General features: G+C 76.5%; 7 protein-coding genes. 4 read left to right on the forward strand and 3 right to left on the reverse strand.

Annotation, left to right across the window (positions count from 1 at the left end; translation table 11 throughout):
* Positions 1-75 precede the first annotated feature (75 nt).
* Complete coding sequence (locus ECOMGDLI_RS10880) at positions 76-1659, forward strand: M17 family metallopeptidase (protein WP_088316857.1); 1584 nt, start codon at positions 76-78, stop codon at positions 1657-1659.
* Positions 1660-1672: 13 nt separating this feature from the next.
* On the opposite strand, the gene ECOMGDLI_RS10885 is transcribed toward ECOMGDLI_RS10880, so the two are convergent.
* Both ECOMGDLI_RS10885 and ECOMGDLI_RS10890 read right to left on the reverse strand, forming a co-directional pair.
* Positions 1673-2119 (reverse strand): hypothetical protein, encoded by a 447-nt coding sequence (locus ECOMGDLI_RS10885; RefSeq protein ID WP_088316858.1) that lies wholly within the window; start codon positions 2117-2119, stop codon positions 1673-1675.
* Positions 2120-2139: 20 nt separating this feature from the next.
* Complete coding sequence (locus ECOMGDLI_RS10890) at positions 2140-2772, reverse strand: O-methyltransferase (protein WP_088285678.1); 633 nt, start codon at positions 2770-2772, stop codon at positions 2140-2142.
* Between the two features lie 268 nt (positions 2773-3040).
* Here ECOMGDLI_RS10890 and sigE point away from each other — a divergent pair, with 268 nt between their 5' ends.
* The 3 genes from sigE to ECOMGDLI_RS10915 all read left to right on the forward strand — a co-directional run bounded on the left by sigE (position 3041) and on the right by ECOMGDLI_RS10915 (position 6329).
* The gene (gene sigE / locus ECOMGDLI_RS10895) at positions 3041-3778 is read left to right on the forward strand and encodes an RNA polymerase sigma factor SigE (RefSeq protein WP_088316865.1); all 738 of its coding nucleotides are present in this window, start codon (positions 3041-3043) and stop codon (positions 3776-3778) included.
* 705 nt (positions 3779-4483) lie between these two features.
* Positions 4484-5863: a S1C family serine protease gene (locus ECOMGDLI_RS10910; RefSeq protein WP_143447644.1), complete on the forward strand. Its 1380-nt coding sequence runs from the start codon at positions 4484-4486 to the stop codon at positions 5861-5863.
* A 40-nt stretch (positions 5864-5903) separates the two neighbouring features.
* A complete protein-coding gene (locus tag ECOMGDLI_RS10915; protein WP_088316861.1) occupies positions 5904-6329 on the forward strand; it encodes a Sec-independent protein translocase TatB in 426 nt (141 codons plus the stop codon).
* 48 nt (positions 6330-6377) lie between these two features.
* Here the strand turns inward: ECOMGDLI_RS10915 and ECOMGDLI_RS10920 are convergent, their stop codons facing one another.
* Positions 6378-7511, reverse strand: a complete 1134-nt coding sequence (locus tag ECOMGDLI_RS10920) for an Mrp/NBP35 family ATP-binding protein (RefSeq protein WP_088316862.1) — start codon at positions 7509-7511, stop codon at positions 6378-6380.
* Between the last annotated feature and the right edge of the window lie 97 nt (positions 7512-7608).

The raw sequence follows: 7608 nt of genomic DNA on the forward strand, positions 1-7608 counted from the left end.
GCCGCCGCCCGGCCTGGGTAGGGTCGGGAGGGCAAGCGGTCGGCCGCCGGGCCGGCACGTCGGCGGGAGGCACGTGTGGCATCGGTCCGGACCGTTCCGACCAACCGGACGACCCGGGGGCGCACCGCGCCGCCGGTCCGCCGGCCGCCCGTGACGGTCGTCGCCGGTGAGCCGCTCGGTGCCGGGACCGACCTCGACGGGGTCGACGTCCTCGCCGTCACGGTGGCCCGGCCGAAGGGCTCCGACGCCCCGCGGCCCGACGCCGCCGCCCGGGCGGCCGCGGCCCGCTACGACGTCGACCTCGACGCGGTCCTCGCCGGCGAGAAGGTCTCGGGCCGGGCCGGTGAGGTCGTCCGGGTACCCGTCCTGCGCGACGGGCTGCCCCGCCGGCTCGTCCTGCTCGGGACCGGCGCCGGTGAGCCCGCCGACCTGCGCCGGGCGGGCGCGGCCCTCGGCCGGTCGACCCGCGGCCGGGCCCGGCTCGTCACGAGCCTCGGCGCCGGCAGCGGCGAGGCGGGGACCCGGGCCGTCGTCGAGGGCCTGCTGCTCGGGGCGTACACGGCGCCCGCGACCGGCACCCGCTCCCGGGACGACGCCGCCCCCGTCGGGCACGTCGTCCTCGCCGGCCGGCACCGGGACGACGCGCTCGCCCGCGGCCTCGAGCACGCCGCCGCGACGTGGGCGGTCCGCGACCTCGCGGTGACCCCCTCGAACGTCAAGAACCCGCAGTGGGTCGTCGACCGCGCCCTCGAGGCCGCAGCCGACACCGGCCTGCTCGCCGAGGTCTGGGACGAGCACGGCCTCGAGGCCGAGGGCTTCGGCGGCATCGTCACGGTGGGCCGCGGGTCCTCGACGCCGCCCCGGTTCGTCCGGCTCGACCACGTCCCGGACGACGACGTGGCCGCGGGCCGCGGCGCCGCATCCCGGGGCCCCGTCGTCCTCGTCGGCAAGGGCATCACCTTCGACACCGGCGGCCTGTCGATCAAGCCCCGCGAGGGCATGGTCCCCATGAAGACCGACATGACCGGGGCCGCGGTCGTCCTCGCGACGCTCGCCGCGTGCCGGGCGCTCGGCGTCCGCCGGCACGTCGTCGGCCTCCTGGCGCTCGCCGAGAACGCCGTCGGGGGGTCGTCCTACCGGCCGTCCGACGTCGTGCGGCACTACGGCGGCCGCACCGTCGAGGTCGCGAACACCGACGCCGAGGGCCGGATGGTGCTCGCGGACGCGCTCGCCTACGCCGACGCCGTCCTCGACCCGGACGTCCTCGTCGACGTCGCGACCCTCACCGGTGCCGCCACCCTCGGTCTCGGCAAGCGGCACGCCGCCCTCTACGCGACCGACGAGCGGCTCGCCGCAGGGCTCGAGGCGGCCGCCGCCGCCAGCGGCGAGCGGGTCTGGCGGATGCCGCTCGTCGAGGACTACATGCCGGCGCTGCACTCGCAGGTCGCCGACCTGCGGCACGTCAGCGCCGACGCGAAGATCGGCGGGGGCTCCATCACCGCCGCGCTGTTCCTGCGCGAGTTCGCCGGCGGACGGCGCTGGGCCCACCTCGACATCGCCGGGGTGGCCCGTTCCGACCGCGACGAGCACGAGGTCTGCAAGGGCGCGACCGGCTGGGGGGCCCGGGTGCTGCTGCGCTGGCTCGAGTCGCTGCGCTGACGCCGGCCGGGCGTCAGGCCTGCGTCGTGCGGTCCCCGGCCGGGCGGTCGGCGTCGTCCGCGTCGTCCGCGGCCGGTCGGTCGTCGTCGGGGCAGACCTCGGACTCCGGGACGACGACCGTCCCGGGCGGCTCGGGGACGACGTCCCACGTCGTCACGTAGTCCGGGTCCTCGATGACCTCGCCGCTGCCGGCGAGCCGGTAGGTGCCGCGCGGGGCCGGGGTGTACGCGAGGTCGTCCGACGGCAGCAGCGCGGGCTCGCCGTCCTTGTCGACGACGACCACGCCGTCCGCGACCTCGAGGACCACCCCGCAGAACTGGGTGCGGGAGACGACCTCGCCGTCCGGCTCCCGGATCGTCACGCCGACGAGCAGCCGGTGACCGACGAGGTGCTGGAGCCGCTCGGCGCCGCGCAGCAGCCGGCGCGGCGGAGGACCGGCCCCGGGGCTGATCGGGGCCACGCGGTCACCGGAGCTCCAGGTCAGCTCGCCACCGCCACCAGGAGGCCGTCGCCGCAGGGCAGCATCGCGGGCACGAGGCGGCGGGTGGCCCGCACCCGCTTGCCGAGCTCGCGGACGGCGGTCGTCGTCGCGTCCCGCTGGGCGGGGTCGGCGACCTTGCCGTGCCACAGGGCGTTGTCGACGGCGAGGACGCCACCGGGGCGCAGCAGGCGCAGCGCCTGCTCGAGGTACTCCTCGTACTCGGTCTTCTCGGCGTCGACGAGCACGAGGTCGTAGGCGCCGTCGGTGAGCCGGGGCAGCACGTCGAGGGCGCGGCCGGAGATGAGGCGGGTGCGGTTCGGCCGGACGCCCTCCTCGGCGAACGCCTCCCGCGCGGCGCGCTGGTTCTCGACCTCGACGTCGATGGTCGTGAGGACGCCCTCCTCCGGCATGCCGCGCAGCAGGTAGAGCCCGGAGACACCGGCGCCGGTGCCGATCTCGACGACCGAACGGGCGGAGAGGGTGGCCGCGAGCACGCGGAGCACGGCGCCGACGCCCGGGGCCACGGCGGTGCAGCCGAGCTCGCCGGCGCGCGAGCGCGCCCGGGCGACGACGTCGTCCTCGGGGACGAAGTTCTCGGCGTAGGCCCAGGTGGCGGGCGACGGGGCGCTGATGAGGACCTCCTCGGTGCGGTGCCGACCGCGCGGGCGGGCGCGCGGGTGCGGCGCCCAGCGTAGTTGTGCGGCGGGAACCGTGGGGACACGGGGACCGTTGCTCCGGGAGAACGGGACGCACGCCCGGTCCCGAGGAGCCTCCCGGCGTCCGCGCCGGCCCGGATTCCCAGGGTTTTCCCAGGAGATCCGGGGGTTCCCCGGAGGGCGTGACCGCCGAAGGTGAGCAACGATGGGAGGCACGGTGTCGGTCTACACGATGCCGTACGCGATGGCCGGGCGCGGCAGGACGAGCCTGCTGGGCGGTCGTCGCACCGCGGGAGGTACTGGCGTGAGCGACGGTCTCGACCGGGCACGGCCGCAGGACGGCCGGGTGCGGGACGACACGTCCGCGGACGGGTACGCCCTGACCCCTGCCGCCGCGGACGCCGCGTGGACGCCTCCGACGTGGGAAGAGGTCGTCCAGGAGCACTCGGCGCGGGTCTACCGGCTCGCCTACCGGCTCACCGGCAACCAGCACGACGCCGAGGACCTCACGCAGGAGGTCTTCGTCCGCGTCTTCCGCTCGCTGTCCTCCTACACCCCGGGCACCTTCGAGGGCTGGCTCCACCGGATCACGACGAACCTGTTCCTCGACCAGGTCCGGCGCAAGCAGCGCATCCGCTTCGACGCCCTCGGCGACGACGCCGGCGACCGGCTGCCCGGTGCCGCCGAGCTCGGCCCGGAGCGCGCGTGGGAGCACAACAACCTCGACCACGACGTCCAGGCGGCCCTCGACACGCTCGCGCCGGAGTTCCGCGCGGCGGTCGTCCTCTGCGACATCGAGGGCCTGTCCTACGAGGAGATCGCCGCCACGCTCGACATCAAGCTCGGGACCGTCCGCTCGCGGATCCACCGCGGGCGCGCCCAGCTCCGCGAGGCGCTCGCCCACCGCCGTCCGGCGGCCCTGCGACGGGAAGAGGAGCCTGCCCCCGCCGACGCCGCGTCCGGGGGGAGGAACCACCGGTGACGCACCTCGGCGACCGGGTCACCGACCTCGTCGACGGCCAGCTCGGTCCGGAGGCCACCGAGAGCGCCCACGCGCACCTCGCGGGCTGCACGACGTGCCGCGAGGCCGTCGACGCCGAACGCCTCATGAAGTCCCGGCTCGCGTCGCTCGGCAGCCCCGCGCCGTCCGGCGACCTCGCCGCGCGGCTCCTCGCCATCGGCGGCGCCCCCGCCGGGGACGGTGACCCGCTGCGGCACGGTGAGCCCGGCGGCCGGGTCGTCCGGGCGGCCGCCGGCACCTCCGTCCCCGGACGGCCCGTCGCCGCCCGCCNTGCGCAGCCGTCCGTCCGGGCGGACGGCTGCGCACGCCGCAGCGTCGCCGACTGGCTGCCGCGGTGCTCGGCGCGCTCTCGGTCGTCGGGGTCGGGGCCGCCGGCCTGACGTTCTCCGCGGCCAGCCTGTCGCCCGCGACGGTGCTGCCGCCGGTCGCGACGTTCGTCGTCGAGCGCACCTCGACGGCGAACGACCTGCCGTTCGTCAACGTCCCGGCCGGCTGGCTCGGGCAGGACCCGGACGAGGCCACGGACACCCCCTGACCGCCCGCGGTCACCGGGGAGGGACCGACGCCGCCGCGCGCCCGTCGCGCGGCGGCGTCGTCGCGCTGTGGCAGGGTGGCGTCGCAGGGGAAGCACGCAGGATCGTGGGCACGGCGTAGGAGACGGCGGACATGACGCAGGGCGACGGTGACGGCGACGTGCGGGCGCAGGGGGGTCGGCCCGACCACCCGGAGCCCGCGCCGGCGTGGGCGTCGCCGACGACCCCGCCGGGGTACGTGCCGGTCTACGCCCCGGTCACGCAGGACCTCGGCACCTACGACCTCGGCACCTACGGCCCGCCCACCGGGCAGGCCTGGGGCACCGCGCCGCAGGACACCCGGCCGATGCCCCAGGCGGACCCGGGCACCCCGCCCGCCCGGCCCGTGTGGCAGCAGCCGGAGCCGGCACGGCGGGGTCGGGGGCGCGGCTCCGTCGTCCTCGTGGCGGCCCTCGTGGCCCTCGTCGTCGGCCTGGCCGGCGGCTTCGCCGGCGGGCTGCTCGCCGACTCGGCCCGGTCCCGCGTCGTCCGCGACCCGGGCTTCTCGCTGCCCAGCCCGCAGGGCGGCAGCACCCAGCGCGCCTCCGGCACGGTGCCGGCGGTGGCCAACGGGGTCCTGCCGAGCGTCGTCGCGCTCCAGGTGAGCGGCGGCGGCGAGGAGGGCACCGGCTCCGGGTTCGTCATCGACGGCGGCTACATCCTCACGAACAACCACGTCGTGGCGGCCGCGGCCGAGGGCGACGGGGACATCCGGGTCGTCTTCCAGGACGGCTCCCAGGCGAAGGCGACGATCGTCGGCCGGGACACCTCCTACGACCTCGCCGTCGTCAAGGCGGACACCGGCGGCCGGAAGGCGCTCCCGCTCGGGGACTCCGCGGGCGTCGTCGTCGGCGACTCGGTCATCGCGATCGGCGCCCCGCTGGGCCTCCAGGGGACCGTGACGACCGGCATCGTCAGCGCCCTGAACCGGCCCGTCGTGGCCGGCGACCAGAGCGCGACGTCGTTCATCAACGCGATCCAGACCGACGCGGCGATCAACCCGGGCAACTCCGGCGGCCCGCTCGTCGACGAGCGGGGCCGGGTCATCGGGATCAACTCCGCGATCGCCCGGGCCCCCGGCAGCGGCGCCGGGCAGGCGGGCAACATCGGCCTCGGCTTCGCGATCCCGAGCAACCAGGCCCGGCGCACCGCCGAGGAGCTCATCCGGACCGGGAAGTCGGTGCACCCGATCGTCGGCGTCCTGCTCGACCAGGACTACGCCGGCGAGGGCGTCCGGGTCTCGGCCGGTCCGCAGAACGGCCAGGACGCCGTCACGCCGGGCGGACCCGCCGACCGGGCCGGGGTGCGGCCGGGTGACGTCATCCTCGCGGTCGACGGCGTCCCGGTGACGGCGCCGGAGGAGCTCATCGTCCAGGTCCGGGCCAAGGCGGTCGGCGAGCAGGTCGTGCTGACGATCCGGCGTGACGGGCGCCGCCAGGAGCTCACCGTCACCCTCGCGGCCTCGGACGGGTAGCCCCGGTCCGGCTCCCAGCCGGAACAGGTAGCCTGACGGCGTGTTCGGCATCAACCCGAGCGAGTTCATCGTGCTGCTGGCGGTCGCCGCCATCGTGCTCGGTCCCGAACGCCTGCCCCAGTACGCCCAGTCGCTGGCCCGGCTCGTCCGCGAGCTGCGCCGGATGGCCCAGGGCGCGGGCGACAAGGTCCGTGAGGAGCTCGGCCCCGAGTTCGACGAGGTCGACTGGCGCAAGCTCGACCCGCGGCAGTACGACCCGCGCCGGATCGTCCGGGAGGCGCTCTCCGACGCCGACTTCGACCCCGCCGACCCGCTCGGCCTGCGCAACGCGCAGGGCGGGAACGGCGCGGGCGCGAAGGGTGCGGCGTCGAACGGTGCGAACGGTGCCGCGCGGAACGGTGCGAACGGCTCCGGTGCGGCGGCGGACGGCGAGCCGGCGCCCGCGTTCGACCCCGACGCGACCTGACCGCGCCGCCCGGCCCGCGGGGCCGGGACGCCCTGGACGGCGACCGGGTCAGCGGCCGACCGGTGTGAGGCCCAGGGACCGGCCGGCGAGCCCGCGCGCCCGGCGGCCCAGCGTGCGGGCCACGCCCCGCAGTGCGACGGCCGCGGGGGAGTCCGGGTGCGACAGCACGACGGGCGTGCCGCCGTCCCCGCCCTCGCGCAGCGCGACGTCCATCGGGATCTGGCCGAGCAGCGGCACCGCGGCGCCGACCGAGCGGCCCAGGGAGTCGGCGACGCGCTGGCCGCCGCCGCTGCCGAACAGCTCCATCCGGCTGCCGTCGGGCAGCTCGAGCCACGACATGTTCTCGACGACGCCGACGACCTGCTGCTTGGTCTGCAGGGCGATGGAGCCGGCCCGCTCGGCGACCTCGGCCGCGGCGGTCTGCGGCGTCGTCACGACGAGGATCTCGGCGGTCGGCAGCAGCTGCGCGGTGGAGATCGCGATGTCGCCGGTGCCCGGCGGCAGGTCGAGCAGGAGCACGTCGAGGTCGCCCCAGAAGACGTCCGAGAGGAACTGCTCCAGGGCGCGGTGGAGCATCGGGCCGCGCCACACCACCGGCTGGTTGCCGGGCACGAACATGCCGATCGAGACGACCTTCACCTCGTGCGCGATGGGCGGCAGGATCATGTCGTCGACCCGGGTCGGCGGCTGCTCGACGCCCAGCATGCGCGGCACCGAGAAGCCGTAGATGTCCGCGTCGACGACGCCGACGCGCAGGCCGTCCGCGGCCATCGCGGCCGCCAGGTTCACGGTGACGCTCGACTTGCCGACGCCGCCCTTGCCGGAGGCGACCGCGTAGACCCGGGTCAGCGAGCCCGCCTTGGCGAACGGGATCTCCTTGGCGGCCGCGCCGCCGCCGCGGAGCTTGTCCTTGAGCGCCTGGCGCTGGGTGTCCGACATGACGTCGAGCTCGACGGTGACGTCCTCGACGCCGGGGACACCCGTGACCGCGGTGGTCACGTCCTTCGTCAGCGTCGCCTTCATCGGGCAGCCGGCGACGGTAAGGAAGAGGGTCACCGCGACCCGGGCGCCGTCGACGTCGACGGACTTCACCATGTCGAGCTCGGTGATCGGCTTGCGGATCTCGGGGTCGTTCACGGTGGCCAGGGCGGCGTGGACGGCGTCGAGCGAGACGGCGGACATGACCCGATCCTAGGCGGACCGCCGGCCGGCGACCTGCCGGGGGCGGGGCGGCTCACAGCGGCAGGTCGGGTCCCGCCGGGGGCAGCCCTTCGAGGGG

The sequence above is a fragment of the Kineosporia sp. R_H_3 genome, from assembly GCF_002198675.1.
Lineage (GTDB): Bacteria > Actinomycetota > Actinomycetes > Actinomycetales > Kineosporiaceae > R-H-3.